Here is a 16,670-nt window from a genome sequence, read left to right on the forward strand (position 1 = left end):
TCAGCCGATTCCGGGGATGAGGGAGATGAGCAGGTCAATGATCTTGATGCCGACGAAGGGGGCGATCAGGCCGCCGATGCCGTAGATCCCGAGGTTGCGCCGCAGCATCCGGTCGGCGCTCATGGGCCGGTACCGCACACCCCGCAGAGCCAGCGGCACCAGCGCGATGATGATCAGCGCGTTGAAGATGACCGCCGACAGGATCGCGGAGTCGGGCGAGGACAGACGCATGATGTTCAGCTTGTCCAGGCCCGGGTAGACCACCGCGAACAGCGCCGGGATGATCGCGAAGTACTTCGCGACGTCGTTGGCGATGGAGAACGTCGTCAGCGCGCCCCGGGTGATCAGCAGCTGCTTGCCGATCTCGACGATCTCGATGAGCTTGGTCGGGTTCGAGTCGAGGTCGACCATGTTGCCGGCCTCCTTGGCGGCCGACGTACCCGTGTTCATCGCCACGCCGACGTCCGCCTGGGCCAGCGCGGGCGCGTCGTTGGTGCCGTCGCCGGTCATCGCGACCAGCTTGCCGCCGGCCTGCTCGCGCTTGATGAGCGCCATCTTGTCCTCGGGAGTGGCCTCCGCGAGGAAGTCGTCGACGCCGGCCTCGTCCGCGATCGCCTTGGCCGTCAGCGGGTTGTCACCCGTGATCATGACGGTCCTGATGCCCATGCGGCGCAGCTCGTCGAACCGCTCGCGCATGCCCTCCTTGACGACGTCCTTGAGGTGGATCACCCCGAGGACGCGTGCGCCCTCGGAGTCCTCGACGGCCACCAGCAGCGGGGTGCCGCCCGCCTGGGAGATGCGGCTCGTGAGCGTGTCGGCGTCCGCGGACACGGTGCCTCCCCGCTCCTCGACCCAGGCCACGACCGACCCGGCCGCGCCCTTGCGGATCCTGCGCCCGTCGACGTCCACACCCGACATGCGGGTCTGGGCGGTGAAGGCGATCCACTCGGCGCCCGCGAGTTCGCCCTGGTGGCGCTCGCGCAGCCCGTACCTGTCCTTCGCCAGGACGACGATGGAGCGGCCCTCGGGCGTCTCGTCGGCCAGCGAGGAGAGCTGGGCGGCGTCCGCGACCTCGGCCTCGGTGGTGCCGGTCACCGGTACGAACTCGGCGGCCTGGCGGTTGCCGAGGGTGATGGTGCCGGTCTTGTCCAGGAGGAGGGTCGACACGTCGCCCGCCGCCTCGACGGCCCGGCCCGACATGGCCAGCACGTTGCGCTGCACCAGCCGGTCCATGCCCGCGATGCCGATCGCGGAGAGCAGGGCGCCGATCGTCGTCGGGATCAGGCAGACCAGCAGGGCCACCAGCACGACCATGGTGAGGTGCGTGCCCGCGTAGTCCGCGAACGGGGGCAGTGTGGCGCAGGCGAGCAGGAAGACGATCGTGAGGGACGCGAGAAGGATGTTCAGCGCGATCTCGTTGGGGGTCTTCTGCCGGGCCGCGCCCTCGACCAGCGCGATCATCCGGTCGATGAAGGTCTCGCCGGGCTTCGTCGTGATCTTGACGACGATCCGGTCGGAGAGGACCTTCGTGCCGCCGGTGACGGCCGAGCGGTCGCCGCCGGACTCGCGGATCACCGGGGCCGACTCACCCGTGATGGCCGACTCGTCGACGGACGCGACGCCCTCGACGACGTCACCGTCGCCGGGGATGATGTCGCCCGCCTCGCAGACCACCAGATCGCCGACGCGCAGCTCGGTGCCGGGCACGTGCTCCTCGGCGGAGCCGATCAGGCGGCGCGCGACGGTGTCCGTCTTCGCCTTCCTGAGGGTGTCCGCCTGAGCCTTGCCGCGGCCCTCGGCCACCGCCTCCGCCAGGTTGGCGAAGATGACGGTCAGCCACAGCCAGGCGCTGATCGCCCAGCCGAACCAGTCGCCCGGGTCCTTGAAGGAGAAGACCGTCGTCAGGACCGAGCCGACCAGCACCACGAACATGACGGGCGACTTGACCATCACCCGCGGGTCGAGTTTGCGGAAGGCGTCCGGCAGCGACCTCAGCAGCTGCTGCGGGTCGAACAGACCCGCGCCGACACGGCCTTTGTCGGACTTGTGGCCGGTCGGCACATCGCCGTGCGGCGCCCGGGTCGGAGTGGCTGTGGACATCTCGTCCTCTTGGTTCGTTACGTCGGTGGTCATGACGCCAGCCCCTCGGCCAGCGGGCCCAGGGCGAGGGCCGGGAAGTAGGTCAGACCGGTGATGATCAGGATGGCGCCCACCAGCAGGCCCACGAAGAGCGGCTTGTGGGTGCGCAGGGTGCCCGCGGTCTCCGGGACGGGCCGCTGTTCGGCGAGCGAACCGGCCAGCGCCAGCACGAACACCATCGGCAGGAACCGGCCCAGCAGCATCGCGAGACCGATCGTGCTGTTGAACCACTGCGTGTCCGCGTTCAGACCCGCGAAGGCCGAACCGTTGTTGTTGGCGCCCGAGGAATAGGCGTACAGGATCTCGGAGAATCCGTGCGCCCCGCTGTTGGTCATCGAGTGGCCCGGGGTGGGCAGCGCCATCGCCGCGGCGGTGAAGACGAGCACCAGGGCCGGCGTGACGAGGATGTAGCAGGCCGCGAACTTCATCTCGCGGGTGCCGATCTTCTTGCCCAGGTACTCCGGGGTGCGGCCGACCATCAGACCGGCGATGAACACCGCGATGACCGCCATGATCAGCATGCCGTAGAGGCCGGACCCGGTACCACCGGGCGCGATCTCACCGAGCTGCATCCCCAGGATCGTGATGCCGCCGCCGAGGCCGGTGAACGACGAGTGGAAGGAGTCCACCGCACCGGTCGAGGTCAGGGTCGTGGACACCGCGAAGATCGAGGAGGCGCCGACGCCGAAGCGCTGTTCCTTGCCCTCCATCGCCCCGCCGGCGATCTGGAACGCCGGGCCGTGGTGGGCGAACTCGGTCCACATCATCAGGGCGACGAAGCCGACCCAGATGGTGGCCATGGTGGCGAGGATCGCGTAGCCCTGCTTGAGGGAGCCGACCATCCGGCCGAAGGTGCGGGTCAGCGCGAACGGGATGACCAGCAGCAGGAAGATCTCGAAGAGGTTGGTGAACGGGGTGGGGTTCTCGAAGGGGTGCGCGGAGTTGGCGTTGAAGTAACCGCCGCCGTTCGTGCCCAGCTCCTTGATGACCTCCTGCGAGGCGACCGCCCCGCCGTTCCACTGCTGCGAGCCGCCCATGAACTGGCCGACCTCGTGGATACCGGCGAAGTTCTGGATCGCCCCGCACGCCACCAGGATGATCGCGCCGACCACCGCGAGCGGGATCAGGATGCGTACGGTGCCGCGCACCAGGTCCGACCAGAAGTTGCCCAGCTCGCCGGTGCGGGAGCGGGCGAACCCTCGTACGAGCGCCACGGCGACCGCGATACCGACGGCCGCGGAGACGAAGTTCTGGACGGCGAGACCGGCGGTCTGCACGACGTGACCCATGGCCTGTTCGCCGTAGTACGACTGCCAGTTGGTGTTCGACACGAACGACGCGGCCGTGTTGAACGCCTGGTCGGGGTCGATGGCCTTGAAGCCCAGCGAGCCGGGCAGTACGCCCTGGACGCGCTGGAGGACGTACAGGAAGAGCACGCCGACGGCGGAGAAGGCGAGGACACCGCGCAGGTAGGCGGGCCAGCGCATCTCCGTGTTCGGATTGGCGCCGATGCCCTTGTAGATCCACTTCTCGACGCGCCAGTGCTTGTCGGAGGAGTAGACCTTGGCCATGTAGTCGCCAAGCGGGATGTAGGCGAGAGCCAGCGCCGCGATGAGAGCGAGCAGCTGGAGCACGCCGGCGAGGACGGGACTCATGTCGAGACTCAGAACCTCTCCGGGAAGACGAGAGCGAGGACGAGATAGCCCAGCAGGGCGACGGCCACGATCAGGCCGACAATGTTCTCGGCGGTCACAGCTTCGTCACCCCCTTGGCGATGAGGGCCACCAGCGCGAACACCGCGATCGTGGTGACGACGAAGGCCACATCGGCCATCGTGAGCTCCTGGATGAGGTTCGGAAAACGAATCGGACGCTTAGAGCAAAACCCCTGCACGGCCGGAATCGAGCGGCGTTGACACCTCCCTTACGGAGGCCCGTACCGCCTTGACGCGACCCATACGCGAGCCTCGGGGCCGGGCTCCGCGACGGCCGGCGCGGGCGTCAGGAGAGCCGGAAGCGCAGCCGGCAGATCACCGCGTCGGTGTCCCGGCGCACGGCGTGCGCGACGAGCGCGCCCCGCTGGTTCTGGAGCAGCCGCTGCCACAGCCGGTCGGGCTCGACCTCCGGGATCAGCACGGTGACGCGGGTGCCGGGCGCGCTGACGTCCCGCACGTACGCGGCGATCGGGCGGCCCAGCGCCCGGCGCTCGGAGGTGAGACGGACCAGCGGGACTCCGGGGTCCCACAGCGCCCAGTCGCGGGCCAGGTCGGCGCTCTGGGCACGGTCCTCGGCATCGGCATGGCACACGGTGACGGCGCGCACCTCGTCACCGAGCGAGGTGGCGGCGTTGAGCGCCTCGACGGTGAGCCGGGACAGATGCGACACCGGGACCACGATCAGGGAGCGGTCGCGGTGCGGGGGCTCGGGAACACGGCCGAGACCGAGCCGCTCCCCGATCCGCGCGTAGGCCCGGTGCACCGTCTCGAAGGCCGCCACCAGCAGCGGTACGGCGATCACTATCAGCCAGGCGCCCTCCTCGAACTTGGTCGCCGTGACCACGACCGCCGAGACGCCGGTGAGCACCGCTCCGAAGCCGTTGAGCAGCGCCTTGCCCCGCCATCCCCGCTCCCGCCGGCCGCGCCAGTGCCGGACCATCCCGACCTGGGCGACCGTGAAGCCGATGAAGACACCGATGGCGAAGAGCGGCACCAGGGTGTTCGTGTCGCCGCCGGAGAGGACCAGCAGGGCCGCCGACACCAGGGCCAGGGCGAGCACGCCGTGGCGGTGCACCTGCCGGTCGGCCTTCAGGGCGAAGACGTGCGGGAGATAGTTGTCGCGGGCCAGCAGCTTCAGCAGGACGGGCAGACCGCCGAAGGAGGTGTTCGCGGAGAGGGCCAGCAGGATCATCGTCGCGAACTGCACGACGTAGAAGGCCCAGGTGTGACCGAGTGAGGCGTCCGCGAGCTGGGCGAGGACGGTGACACCCTCGACGGGCTGCAGATGGAAACGCGAGATGAGCACCGACAGGCCGACCAGCATGACCCCGAGCACGGCGCCGAGGGCGACCTCCGCGCGCTGGGCCCGGCGTACCCGCGGGGTACGGAAGGACGGCACGGCGTTGGCGAGGGCCTCGACGCCGGTCAGGGCGCTGCATCCGGAGGCGAAGGCCTTCAGCAGGAGCAGGGTGCCGACCGTGGTGGCGTTGTCGGCGAGTACGGACGCGTGCCCGGCGGCCGCCGCGGTGCTGACGGGCGCCGACCGGAAGAGACCGACGGCGACCAGGACGAGGATCGAGACGACGAAGACGGCCGTGGGCACCATGAAGACGCGCGCCGACTCCACGATCCCGCGCAGGTTGACGGCGGTCACCAGCACCAGCACGGCCAGGCACAGCCAGACCCGGTCGGCGTAGAGCGCCGGGAAGGCCGAGGTCAGGGCGGCGACCCCGGCGGTGACGGCCACGGCCACGTTGAGCACGTAGTCCAGGACCAGCGAGGCCGCGGCGACCAGGCTCGTCCGGGCGCCCAGGTGCGTCCTGGCGACGGCGTACGAGCCGCCACCGTCCGGGAACGCGGCGATCACCTGCCGGTAGGAGGCGACGAGCACCGCCAGCAGCCCGGCGATGGCCAGGGTGACCGGCAGGGTGAAGCCGAGGCCGTGCGCGCCCGCGGCGGCCAGCACGAGGACGATCGCCTCGGGGCCGTACGCCACGGACGCCATCGCGTCCAGGGAGAGGGCGGCCAGGCCCGTGACGGCGGTGAGCCGATGGCGTTCGCCGGTGTCCGGCGGTCGCTCGTCGGCGGGGAGGGCGGGGTCGGTCGCTTCGGCGGCGAGGACGGCCACGGGCACAGGCTCCTTCTCGGGGCGGACGGGAAGAGGCCGCGGGCGCGGGAAGGCGGTGCGCGGCCAGTGCCAGACTGGGCCCCCGTACGGGGGTCGGCGGGAGGCTCTTGCGCGTTCCTCGCGCCCATCACCCGGGCCTTGTCGGAACCTTGACGTCCCGGCCCGTCAGAGGCCCGTCAAGGCGGGATGCCCACCGCTTTCGGGGTCTCTACCGTCGGTGCCATGGACCGCCGCGACCACACCCGCGACGCCCCCGCACCGGTACCGCGCACGGGACCGGCCGAGGTGGCGTACGACCGTCTCTGGGAAAGGGACCTGCGCAGCTCGCTCCGCTGCGCGGGCGCTCTCCTCGTCCTCCTGCTGCTGATCGACGGGGCGGCCGGCAGCCTCACCCCCCTGCGCGCCGCACTGTGGACCGCGCTCGCGGCACTCCTGTTCCTGGTGCTGTACCCGTCCCGGGTCGCCGCCGGCGAGGGCTGGCTGAGCACGCGCGGACCGCTGCGCGGACACCGGGTGCGCACCGACCACCTGGTGTCGGTGCGCTGCCTGGACGGGGTCGGACAGCGCCTCGTCCTGCGGGACGCCTTCGGCGCCCGGGCCGAGATCGACCCCCGCGTCCTGGTCGCCAACCCCCCGCTGTGGCACCGCCTCGACGAGGACGCCCGCCGCTCCGCCCGGCGCGGCTCACTGACCTGCGGGGAGACCGCCCTGCGCCGGGTCTCGGAACGGATCGACCGGGAGACGGCGCGGACGGTCTTCACGATGTCGGGACTGGACTGACGGCGGGCCCGGAGTGACGGCGGGCCCGGAGCGGCAGTGCGCCGCACCCCCCGAGGGACCGGCCCGCACCTCTTGAGGGACCGGCCCGCACCTCTCGAAGGGCGGGCCGCGGCCACCCCGCCCTCCTCGCGCCCCCTGCCCTTCCTTGCTCCATCTGCACGTGCGCGGCGGGACCCTAACGGTCCCTTAAAGGTCCCCGGGCCGCTCACCCTCCCCCTCCCGGGCACTCCCCCGGCTTAGTCTCCGGCCGTGTTCAACGTGACGGGGATCCTCAAACGGCTGGTGATCGGCCGGGCCATGCGGAGCGAAGAGCTGCACGAGACGCTCCTGCCCAAGCGGCTCGCGCTGCCCGTCTTCGCCTCGGACCCGTTGTCCTCGGTGGCGTACGCGACACAGGAGATCCTGCTCGTCCTCACGCTCGGCGGACTGGCGTACCTGCACTTCGCCCCGTGGATCGCGGCCGCGGTCGTCGCCCTGATGACGGTCGTGGTGCTGTCCTACCGCCAGGTGGTGCACGCCTACCCGAGCGGCGGCGGCTCCTACGAGGTGGTGTCGACCAACCTCGGCCCCTCCGCCGGTCTCGTCGTGGCCGCCTCCCTGCTCGTCGACTACGTCATGACGGTGGCCGTCTCGGTCGCCTCCGGCGTCGACAACATCATCTCGGCCCTCCCCCAACTGGCCCCCCACCGCGTCCTGCTGGCCATCGGCTTCGTCGCGGCCCTGACCGCGACGAACCTGCGGGGCGTGCGCGAGTCGGGACGGGCCTTCGCCGCCCCCACCTACCTCTTCGTCGGCGGCGTGCTCATCATGGTGATCACGGGTCTGGTCCGCTGCGCCCTCGGGGACGCGCCGGTCGCCGAGAGCGCCGGGTACGGCATCACCGCGGCCCCCGCCGACGCGGACCTCGCCGGCCCGGCCCTGCTGATGCTGGTCCTGCGCGCGTTCTCCTCCGGCTGTACGGCGCTGACCGGGGTGGAGGCCATCTCCAACGGCGTACCGGCGTTCCGCAAGCCCAAGTCGGCGAACGCGGCCGCCACCCTGGCGGTGATGGGCATCACCGCGGTCGTCCTGTTCGTGGGCGTCACCGCGCTCGCGCTGATCACGAAGGTGCGCATCACGGGCGACCCGTGCCGCCTGACGGGCCTGACCGGCTCCTGCTCCGCCTACACCCAGCGCACGGTCATCGCCCAGATCGCGGCGGCGGTCTTCGGCGGCGAGCACAGCCTCGGCTTCTACCTCATCCAGACCGTGACCGCGCTCGTCCTGATCCTCGCGGCGAACACCGCCTTCAACGGCTTCCCGCTGCTCGCCTCGATCCTGGCGCAGCACCGGTTCCTGCCGCACCAGTTGCACAACCGCGGGGACCGGCTGGCCTTCTCCAACGGCATCCTGGCGCTGGCGATCGTCGCCTGCCTGCTGCTGTGGGGCTTCCGGGCGAACGTCACCAGCCTCATCCACCTGTACATCCTGGGCGTGTTCACCTCCTTCACGCTCTCCCAACTCGGCATGGTCCGGCACTGGAACGGCGAACTGCGCGCCGAACACGCCCCGGCACGGCGCCGCCACCACCACACCGCCCGGGTGATCAACACGATCGGCGCGGTCGTCACCGGCCTGGTCCTGGTGATCGTGCTGGCCACCAAATTCACCCAGGGCGCGTGGCTCGCCGTCCTCGCGGCCGTCGTGCTGTGGGTGATGATGCGCGGGATCCGACGCCACTACGACGTCACCTCGGCGGAACTGGCGGTCACCGACCCCAAGGCCGAACTCACCTCTCCGTCAAGGGTGTTGGCCATCGTCCTGGTGTCCACCCTGCACAAGCCCACGCTGCGCGCCCTCGCCTACGCGCGGGCCCTGCGCCCCGACCGTCTGGAGGCGCTGACGGTCTCCGTGGACCGCGACGAGGCGGCGGCGCTGCGCGGGCGCTGGGAGGAGTACGGCATCGAGGTCCCGCTGAAGGTCATCGACTCGCCCTACCGCGAGGTGACCCGGCCGGTCGTGGAGTACGTCCGGTCGGTGCGCCGGGAGAGCCCCCGCGACATCGTCGCCGTCATCGTGCCCGAGTACGTCGTCGGCCACTGGTGGGAGAACCTCCTCCACAACCAGTCGGCCCTGTGGCTGAAGAACCGGCTGCTGTTCACGCCGGGGGTCATGGTCACGAGTGTGCCGTGGCAGCTGACCTCGGCGGCGCACGCGGACCGGCCGGCCGCCCGCGCGCCCGGATCGGTGCGCCGGGGCGAGCCGCGCGGCCCGGCGCCGCGACGCCACCGCTGACGCCACCCCCGCCTTCGGCGCACGCGCCGACGCCACCACCCTCGCCGCACCCGCCCCGACGCCACCGCCGACGTCCCGCTACGGCAACGGCGTCGCCGGTACGTCGTTCTCCGCGTCCCGCGCGCACGGCAGGGACAGCACCATCGTGAGGCCGCCACCCGGGGTGTCCTCCGGGACGAGCGTGCCGTTCATCGCCTCGGTCAGGCCCCGGGACAGGGCGAGGCCGAGACCGAGGCCGGTCGAGTTGTCGGTGTCGCCCAGCCGCTGGAAGGGCTCGAAGACCCGGTCGCGGTCGGACGGCGGGATACCGGGGCCGCGGTCCACGATCCGTACCTCGACCCGGCCCGCGTGGGCACTGGCGGTCAGCAGCACCGGGCGCCCCTCGGAGGTGTGCCGGGCGGCGTTGCCCGCCAGGTTGGCGATCACCCGCTCCAGGAGCGGCGGGTCGGCGAGAACGGCCGGGAGCCTCTCCAGGTCGCCGACCTCGACCCCGGGAACATCCGCGAGCGCCGCCGGGAGCACCTCCTCCAGGGCGGTGGCCCGCAGGTTCAGACAGAGCACGCCGGCCTGCAGACGGCTGAGGTCGAGCAGGTTCTCCACCAGCCGGTTCAGCTTGGCCATGGACTCGTCGGCGGTGGCGAGGAGTTCGTCGCGGTCGGCGGCGGAGAACTCGACGTCCCGGCTGCGCAGCGAGGCCACGGCGGCCCATCCGGCGGCGAGCGGGGTGCGCAGGTCGTGGCCGACCGCCCGCAGCAGCGCCGTACGCATCCGGTCGGCGGCCCGGACCGGCTCCACCTCGGCAGCGGCCTCCGCCAGCCTGGCCCGCTCGACGGCGGACCCGACGTGCGCGGCGAAGGCGGCCAGCACCCGCCGTTCGGAGGAGGCGAGCGGGCGTCCCCGCAGGACCAGGTGGGAGCCCGGCCCCGCGGGCACGACCACGACCGCCCCGGTGTCCGTGCCCGGTGGGGGCGGCCGGTCCACCAGTTCCGCGGAGTCCGTCCCGAACGTCTCCCGGGTACGTTCCAGCAGGGCCGGGATCGTCTCGCCGCCCCGCACGATGGTGCCCGCGAGCGACGACATGGTCTCCGCCTCGGCGGTGGCGCGGGCGGCGCGCCGGGACAGCCGCAGCGAACGGTCGACGACGGCCGCGACCGTGGCGGCGACGACCGTGAAGACGCCCACCGCGAGCACGGCGTTGGGATCGGCGAGCGTGAACGAGCCGACCGGCGGGATGAACCAGTAGTTGAGCAGCAGCGACGCCGTGACCGAGGCGATCACGGCCGAGGCGACACCGCCGATGCAGGCCACCCCCACCACCGTGAGCAGGAACAGCAGCGCCTCACTGGTGAGGTTGACCGTGCCGCGCACCTGGGCGAGCAGAAGCGTGAGCAGCACCGGCAGGACGAGTCCGGCGACCGGCCCGGCGACCAGCCGCGCGGTCGGCAGCGTACGGCGCCTCGACGGCAGCAGCGTGCCCCGGCCCGCCCGTTCGTGCGTGACCATGTGGACGTCGATGTCGGCGCAGAGCCCGACCACCGTCTCTCCGGTGCCGCGTCCGGTGACGAAGCGTTCGACGCGCCCGCGGCGGCTGGTGCCGAGGACGAGCTGGGTGGCGTTCTCGGCCCGCGCGAAGTCGACCAGCGCGGTGGCGACGTCGTCGCCGACGACCGAGTGGTAGCTGCCGCCGAGGTTCTCGACCAGCCGCCGCTGCCGGGCCAGGGAGGCGTGCGAGGCACCCGCGGCGAGGGTGTCGCTGCGTGTCACGTGCACGGCGAGCAGATCGCTGCCGGCCCGCGGGGCCGCCCCCGCGCCTACCGGTCCGAGAGCGTCGGGGGCGTGCGGGAGGCCCGCGATCCGGGCGGCGCGCCGAATGAGGGTGTCGCCCTCACCGCCGCCGGTGAGCGCGACCACGACCCGCTCGCGGGGCTCCCGTCCGCCGTCGCCCGCGCGCTCCGGGCGGTACGAGCGCAGCGCCTCGTCGACGCGGTCGGCCATCCACAGCAGGGCGAGCCGGCGCAGCGCGGTCAGGTTGGCGGGGCGGAAGTGGTCGGCGAGGGCCGCGTCGATCCGTTCGGGCGCGTAGATGGTGCCGTGCGCCATCCGGCGGCGCAGGTCCCGCGGGTCCATGTCCACCAGTTCGATCCGGTCGGCGCGGCGGACCGCCTCGTCGGGCACGGTCTCGCGCTGCGGTACCCGCGTGATCCGCTCGACGACGTCGCCGAGCGACTCCAGGTGCTGGATGTCCAGCGCCGTGATGACGTCGATCCCGGCGGCCAGCAGCTCCTCGATGTCCTGGCGGCGGTTCGGGTTGCGGCCGCCACCGGGCACGTTGGCGTGGGCGAAGTCGTCGACGATCACGACCTGCGGGCGGCGCGCGAGGACCGCGGCGAGGTCCATCTCCTCGCGCTCCTCACCCCGGTGGCGGCAGCGGACCGGGGCCACCGGCTCCAGTCCTTCGAGCATCGCCTCGGTGTGCGGGCGTCCGTGGCACCGCGCGACCCCCACCACCACGTCGGCGCCGCGCGCCGCCCGGCGGTGTCCCTCGTCGAGCATGCGGTAGGTCTTGCCGACGCCCGGGGCAGCCCCGAGGTAGACCTTCAGCCGTCCGGGCCGCACCTCACGCGTCGGCCTTGCATCGTTCATCACCCCCAGCCAAGCCCCGGCGCCGGCGCAGCGCAGCGCTCTTGACGCTTCCCTGGCGCCGCTCCGGGGGAAGTTGACACCGCCTTGACGGGCGGCCGGCCCGCCCCGCGACGCTGGGGCGGGTGGGGCAGGACCACACCCACGGGGTGCGCCGCCCGGCCCGTCCCCTGCCCTGTCCGCCGCCCGGCCCCGGCGCTCGGCCCGCGACGCCCGGCGCACCCGGTGCCCGGCGTGCCCGATATTCCCGTGATGCGCGACCGGTCACTCCTGACGCAAGCTTGATCCGTCCGGATCCCGTGTCCGCGGTGCTGAGCGGATCCCACGCGCCGTCCGCGCGTCCACGTCGGCTGACCCCGGGGTTCTTCGCCCCCGCGTCAAGAGTCGGTCGGGGGGCGGTCGCCCGTGACGCTCACCGTGAAACCGAACACCGCCCCTCCCCCTTCCCGCCGAAAGGCGAACGACGCCCCGCCGTGCGCCACGGCGACCTCCCGCACGATGGACAGCCCGAGCCCGGACCCGGGCAGACTGCGCGCGTCGGCCGCCCGGAAGAACCGGTCGAAGACACGCACGAGATCCCCCTCGGCGATACCCGGCCCCCGGTCGAGCACCTCGATCCGGACACTGCCCGGCCGGCCGACGCCACCACCGGTACCGCCACCGGAACCCGTACCCACCGGCCCCGTGACCGCGATCTCGATCGGCACCTTCCCGTCCCGGTCGAACTTCACCGCGTTCTCCACCAGGTTCGACACGGCCCGCTGCAACGCCGTCGGACGCCCGTCCACCGTCGTGTCCCCGCTCACCCGCAGGGCGACGTCGCGCCCGCTGCGCCGCCGCGCGACGATCGCGACGTCCTCGGCCAGGTCGGCGAGATCGATCCGCCGGACGGGCTCGGTGTCGGACTGCCCGGCCGCGAGCGCCACCAGCTCGTTGACGAGGTCGGTCAGCTCACGTGACTCCTGGGCGAGGTCGGCGACCAGTTCCTCCCGGGCCTCGGGCGGCAGTTCGTCGATGCGCCGGAGCATCGAGATGTTCGTGCGCAGGGAGGTCAGCGGCGTACGGAGTTCGTGCCCCGCGTCCTGGACGAGCCGCCGCTGGTCCTCCTCCGATCGGGCGAGACGTCCGAGCATCCGGTCGAAGGAGCGGCCGAGCCGTGCCACCTCGTCGTGTCCGGCGACGGGCACCTGGATGCCGAGCCGCCCGGTGCGCGCCACGTCCTCGGCGGCCCCCGCCAGCCGCACCAGCCGCCGGGTGATCCGCCGCGCGAGCCACCATCCGAACAGCCCGGCCGCGATCACCACCGCTCCGACGAGCAGCACGGTCCGCTGCTGGAGCTCCCGCAGCAGATCCTCCGTGTCGCTGAACTGCTGCGCGACCTGCACCGCGCCCCGCCCGCCGCCGAGCGCCACCGTGGCCACCCGGTAGAGGTCCCCTCCGACGTCCACCTCCCGGTGCTCCACCCACGTACCCGCGGCCGGGGACGCGGCGATCCGCCGGTCGCCGGCGACGACGGGCAGCACCGGTCTCCCGTGGTCGGCGACCGCCCCGCCGCGCCCGAGCACCTGTACGTCCGTACGGCTGGGCCGGATGATGTCGTCGAGCGGCCCGTCGTGGTCGGGGTCGGACGACGAGAAGTCGCCCGGGTCGAGCGGCGTCTCCCGGACCTGGCCGCGCAGGTCTTGCACCACCTCGGAGAAGACGGTCTGCTGGTCCACGCGCACCAGCCGGGCCGCGGCGTCGTAACTGAGGAACCCGACGAGGACCGTGACCGCGGCGGCCACGGCCGCGAACGACAGGGTGAAGGTCGCCCGCAGGGAGGACAGCCGCCGGGGCCGCAGCCCCGTGAGCCATCCCGGGGGCACTCAGTCCTCCCTCAGGACGTACCCCACGCCCCGCACTGTGTGGATCAGCGCCGGCGCCCCCGGCCCGTCGAGTTTGCGCCGCAGGTATCCCACGTAGACGGCGAGGTTCTTGGAGCCGGGTCCGAAGTCGTAGCCCCAGATGCGGTCGTAGATCGTGGCGTGGTCGAGGACGATGCCCGCGTTGCGGACGAGGAGTTCGAGCAGTTCGAACTCGGTGCGGGTGAGCTCCAGCTCGCGCTGCCCCCGCCAGGCGCGACGCGCCTGGATGTCCATGTGCAGCCCGGCCGCGGCGAGCTGCCCGGGGGCCTCCCGGGGCACCGGTGCCGACACGGGGACCGGGGCGGACGCGCCCTCCGGTCCTGCGGCGGGGGCGGCGTTCACCGGGCTGGTCCGGCGCAGCAGGGCCCGCAGCCGGGCGAACACCTCCTCCACGTCGAAGGGCTTGACCACGTAGTCGTCGGCCCCGGCGTCCAGGCCCGCGATGCGGTCGGCCGTCTCGACCAGGGCGGTGAGCATCAGGATCGGTGTGCGGTCCCCCTCCGCGCGCAGCACGCGGCAGACCTGGAGTCCGTCGATGCCGGGCATCATGACGTCCAGGAGCAAAATGTCCGGTGGGGTGCGGTGGGCCTGCGCCAGCGCCTCGACGCCGTCGGCGACGGCCGTCACCGCGTAGCCCTCCAGCGTCAGCGCCCTTTCCAGGGCATGGCGGATGGCACGGTCGTCCTCGGCGAGCAGCACAGTCTGGGGCACCTCACCAGTCTGCCAAGCCCCTGGCCGCGCACCACCTGATGAGCCAGGTGAGCGTGGGCTTCTTACCCGGCTCTCACCCCTCCCCGCGCGGGCCCCTTACCTCGCCGGGTCACTGTGTCCCGTATGCCAGGACGGACCGGCGGACCGGGGACGTACCGGGGAAGGCGTGTCCTACGAAGCGCTCGATGAGCGTGTCACCGCCGTGCCGTGCCTATGCCATCGGCGGCACCGGACGAACGGACCGCGGCCCCGCGCCGTGACCCGCTCTCGTCCGGTGTCACCCGGTGGCGCCCGGTGTCCGTCCGGGATCACCCGGTGCACGCCCGGCCGGCCCGGGGAGCCCCCCCGATCCGGGTCGTTCCGGTGCGGAGGGGGTGGGCCGGAAGCGCACGACGGTTGCGGCCCACCCCTGCCCCTGCCCGTGTCCCTGCCGCGAGCCGCCGGCCCCCGCCCTTCCGGTCCGCTCGCCTACGGCCGCAGCGCGGCGAGCTGCTGCTCGAAAGGGACGACCTCGAAGCCACCGCCGGACGCGACCCGCGCGGGTACGCCGTGCACGGGAGTGGTGCCGCCCTGGACGGGCACGGTCCCGGCCGGAGCGGGCACGGTCCCCGTCGTGTCGGTTCCCGCGCCGGCCGCACCCGTCGCCGCACCGGCAGCCGCCGCGAGCCCCCTCATCAGTGCCGCCAGTTCCCCCGCCGCGCGGTCGATCCGTTCGGCCAGTCCCTCCGCGCCCCAGTCCTCCGAGGCGGCGTACACCGCGGTCGGTACGACGACGGCGCGCAGGTGGGCGAAGAGCGGGCGCATGGCGTGTTCGAGCACGAGGGAGTGCCGCGAAGAGCCGCCGGTCGCGGCGATCAGGACCGGCTTCCCGGCGAGCGCGTCCTTGTCCAGTACGTCGAAGAAGGACTTGAACAGACCGCTGTACGACGCCGAGAACACCGGCGTGACGACGATCAGGCCGTCCGCCGCCGTCACGGCGTCGAGCGCGGAGCCCAGCGCCCGTCCGGGGAACCCGTTGGTGAGGTTGTGCGCGATCTCGACCGCGAGGTCGCGCAGTTCGACGACCTCGACCCGCGCGGCGGTTCCGCCGGCGGTCGCCGCCGCCAGCCGGTCGGCCAGCAGCCGGGTGGACGACGGGACGCTCAGCCCCGCCGAGACGACGACGAGCCTCATACGGCGGTCACCTCCCGGGCGGCGGCCACACGGGCCTGGTGGGTCGGGGCGTCGGGCACCGTGGCCGGACGGTTCTTCGCGAACTCCGCGCGCAGGACGGGAACGACCTCCTCGCCCAGCATGTCGAGCTGCTCCAGCACGGTCTTCAGCGGCAGTCCGGCGTGGTCCACCAGGAACAGCTGCCGCTGGTAGTCACCGGCGTACTCCCGGAAGGTCAGCGTCTTCTCGATGACCTGCTGGGGCGAGCCGACGGTCAGCGGTGTCTGGTCGGTGAAGTCCTCCAGGGACGGCCCGTGCCCGTACACCGGCGCGTTGTCGAAGTAGGGCCGGAACTCGCGCACGGCGTCCTGCGAGTTGCGCCGCATGAAGACCTGACCGCCCAGGCCGACGATGGCCTGCTCGGCGGTGCCGTGCCCGTAGTGCGCGTACCGGGTCCGGTACAGCTCGACCATCCGGCGGGTGTGGTCGGCGGGCCAGAAGATGTTGTTGTGGAAGAAGCCGTCGCCGTAGTACGCGGCCTGCTCGGCGATCTCCGGGGAGCGGATCGAGCCGTGCCAGACGAACGGCGCCACCCCGTCGAGCGGCCGGGGGGTCGACGTGAACGACTGTAGAGGCGTGCGGAACTTGCCCTCCCACGTCACCACGTCCTCGCGCCACAGGCGGTGCAGCAGCGCGTAGTTCTCGACGGCGAGGTTGATGCCCTGGCGGATGTCCTGTCCGAACCAGGGGTAGACCGGCCCGGTGTTGCCGCGGCCCATCATCACGTCGACCCGGCCCTCCGCGAGGTGCTGGAGCATCGCGAAGTCCTCGGCGATCTTCACCGGGTCGTTGGTGGTGATCAGGGTGGTGGAGGTGGACAGGATGAGCTTCTCGGTGCGCGCAGCGACGTAGCCGAGCATCGTGGTCGGCGACGAGGGCACGAACGGCGGGTTGTGGTGCTCGCCGGTCGCGAAGACGTCCAGGCCGACCTCTTCCGCCTTCTGCGCGATGGCGACCATGGCCTTGATGCGCTCGTGCTCGCTCGGTGACCGGCCGGTGGTCGGATCCGGTGTCACGTCGCCGACGGTGAATATCCCGAACTGCATGGTCGCTCGCCCTCCAGGTTGTTTACTATTCAACTATACCCGCAAACGACGACCCCAGGCGACCTATTCCCGCACCCCCCCAGGGCGCCGTTCCGGCCCCGCGATCCGGGCCCCGCGACCAC

Annotated in this window: 12 protein-coding genes; 2 read left to right on the plus strand and 10 right to left on the minus strand. The window is 72.3% G+C overall.

Annotated features, from left to right (window positions below):
- From kdpB to GFH48_RS17925, 5 genes are all read right to left on the minus strand, one after another.
- Positions 1-2,133, minus strand: coding sequence for a potassium-transporting ATPase subunit KdpB (gene kdpB, locus GFH48_RS17910; RefSeq protein ID WP_194280608.1), 2,133 nt, complete (start codon positions 2,131-2,133; stop codon positions 1-3).
- Complete coding sequence (kdpA, locus tag GFH48_RS17915; RefSeq protein ID WP_153289227.1) at positions 2,130-3,794, minus strand: potassium-transporting ATPase subunit KdpA; 1,665 nt, start codon at positions 3,792-3,794, stop codon at positions 2,130-2,132. The genes kdpB and kdpA overlap by 4 nt, the downstream gene beginning before the upstream one ends.
- 8 nt (positions 3,795-3,802) lie before the next feature.
- On the minus strand, positions 3,803-3,892 hold the full coding sequence (gene kdpF, locus GFH48_RS17920) for a K(+)-transporting ATPase subunit F (RefSeq protein WP_055544543.1): 90 nt from the start codon (positions 3,890-3,892) through the stop codon (positions 3,803-3,805).
- Positions 3,889-4,032, minus strand: coding sequence for a hypothetical protein (locus tag GFH48_RS38575; protein WP_194280609.1), 144 nt, complete (start codon positions 4,030-4,032; stop codon positions 3,889-3,891). Before GFH48_RS38575 ends, kdpF begins: the two co-directional genes overlap by 4 nt.
- A gap of 107 nt (positions 4,033-4,139) precedes the next feature.
- Positions 4,140-5,981: an APC family permease gene (locus tag GFH48_RS17925; RefSeq protein ID WP_153289228.1), complete on the minus strand. Its 1,842-nt coding sequence runs from the start codon at positions 5,979-5,981 to the stop codon at positions 4,140-4,142.
- A gap of 222 nt (positions 5,982-6,203) precedes the next feature.
- On the opposite strand from GFH48_RS17925, the gene GFH48_RS17930 reads away from it, so the two are divergent.
- Both GFH48_RS17930 and GFH48_RS17935 read left to right on the plus strand, forming a co-directional pair.
- On the plus strand, positions 6,204-6,761 hold the full coding sequence (locus tag GFH48_RS17930) for a hypothetical protein (protein WP_228120663.1): 558 nt from the start codon (positions 6,204-6,206) through the stop codon (positions 6,759-6,761).
- 297 nt (positions 6,762-7,058) lie between these two features.
- Positions 7,059-9,035, plus strand: a complete 1,977-nt coding sequence (locus GFH48_RS17935; RefSeq protein WP_407698716.1) for an APC family permease — start codon at positions 7,059-7,061, stop codon at positions 9,033-9,035.
- A 78-nt stretch (positions 9,036-9,113) separates the two neighbouring features.
- Here the strand turns inward: GFH48_RS17935 and GFH48_RS17940 are convergent, their stop codons facing one another.
- From GFH48_RS17940 to GFH48_RS17960, 5 genes are all read right to left on the minus strand, one after another.
- Entirely contained in the window at positions 9,114-11,678 is a 2,565-nt protein-coding gene (locus tag GFH48_RS17940; protein WP_153289230.1) for an ATP-binding protein, read from the minus strand.
- Positions 11,679-12,052: 374 nt separating this feature from the next.
- Positions 12,053-13,540 (minus strand): sensor histidine kinase, encoded by a 1,488-nt coding sequence (locus tag GFH48_RS17945; RefSeq protein WP_228120666.1) that lies wholly within the window; start codon positions 13,538-13,540, stop codon positions 12,053-12,055.
- Positions 13,541-14,290: a response regulator transcription factor gene (locus GFH48_RS17950; protein WP_153289231.1), complete on the minus strand. Its 750-nt coding sequence runs from the start codon at positions 14,288-14,290 to the stop codon at positions 13,541-13,543.
- A 468-nt stretch (positions 14,291-14,758) separates the two neighbouring features.
- The gene (locus tag GFH48_RS17955; protein WP_153289232.1) at positions 14,759-15,463 is read right to left on the minus strand and encodes an FMN reductase; all 705 of its coding nucleotides are present in this window, start codon (positions 15,461-15,463) and stop codon (positions 14,759-14,761) included.
- Positions 15,460-16,548: an LLM class flavin-dependent oxidoreductase gene (locus tag GFH48_RS17960; protein ID WP_153289233.1), complete on the minus strand. Its 1,089-nt coding sequence runs from the start codon at positions 16,546-16,548 to the stop codon at positions 15,460-15,462. The genes GFH48_RS17955 and GFH48_RS17960 overlap by 4 nt, the downstream gene beginning before the upstream one ends.
- Positions 16,549-16,670: the final 122 nt, after the last annotated feature.

Origin of the sequence: Streptomyces fagopyri (assembly GCF_009498275.1) — a bacterium.
Taxonomy (GTDB): Bacteria; Actinomycetota; Actinomycetes; order Streptomycetales; family Streptomycetaceae; genus Streptomyces; species Streptomyces fagopyri.

Coding starts and splice junctions, on each gene's coding strand:
- kdpB (WP_194280608.1), bottom strand. CDS start 2,133: ATGACCACCGACGTAACGAACCAAGAGGACGAGATGTCCACAGCCACT.
- kdpA (WP_153289227.1), bottom strand. CDS start 3,794: ATGAGTCCCGTCCTCGCCGGCGTGCTCCAGCTGCTCGCTCTCATCGCG.
- GFH48_RS17930 (WP_228120663.1), top strand. CDS start 6,204: ATGGACCGCCGCGACCACACCCGCGACGCCCCCGCACCGGTACCGCGC.
- GFH48_RS17935 (WP_407698716.1), top strand. CDS start 7,059: ATGCGGAGCGAAGAGCTGCACGAGACGCTCCTGCCCAAGCGGCTCGCG.
- GFH48_RS17940 (WP_153289230.1), bottom strand. CDS start 11,678: ATGAACGATGCAAGGCCGACGCGTGAGGTGCGGCCCGGACGGCTGAAG.
- GFH48_RS17955 (WP_153289232.1), bottom strand. CDS start 15,463: ATGAGGCTCGTCGTCGTCTCGGCGGGGCTGAGCGTCCCGTCGTCCACC.
- GFH48_RS17960 (WP_153289233.1), bottom strand. CDS start 16,548: ATGCAGTTCGGGATATTCACCGTCGGCGACGTGACACCGGATCCGACC.